Origin of the sequence: Streptomyces endocoffeicus (genome assembly GCF_016741935.1) — a bacterium.
Lineage (GTDB): Bacteria > Actinomycetota > Actinomycetes > Streptomycetales > Streptomycetaceae > Streptomyces > Streptomyces endocoffeicus.
On the sequence record NZ_JAERRG010000241.1, the window covers coordinates 1 to 335 of the forward strand.

The 335-nt window shown below is 66.9% G+C and carries 1 protein-coding gene; it reads left to right on the forward strand.

Annotation, left to right across the window (positions count from 1 at the left end; all coding sequences use genetic code 11):
• Positions 1-335, forward strand: a 335-nt coding sequence (locus JK364_RS54790) for a ketoacyl-synthetase C-terminal extension domain-containing protein (RefSeq protein ID WP_307841752.1), incomplete at both ends; no start/stop codon positions are given.

The window sequence follows — 335 nt, forward strand, 5'->3', positions numbered from 1 at the left end:
GTGGGGTGTTGCCGCGGACGTTGCATGTGGATGAGCCGTCGCGGGAGGTGGATTGGGCCTCTGGTGCGGTGGAGTTGTTGACTGAGGCGCGGGAGTGGCCGGTCAATGGGCACCCGCGGCGGGCTGGGGTGTCGTCGTTCGGGCTGAGCGGTACCAATGCTCATGTCATTCTCGAAGAGGCGCCTGTGGTTGAAGAGGTCCCTGTGGTCGGGGAAGGGGTGGGGGAAGCCGGGCTTCGGGTGGTGCCTTCTGTGATTCCGTGGGTGGTCTCGGCGCGGAGTGCTGCGGCTCTTGTGGCGCAGGCGGGGCGTCTTGTGGAGTTCGTGGAGTCCCGG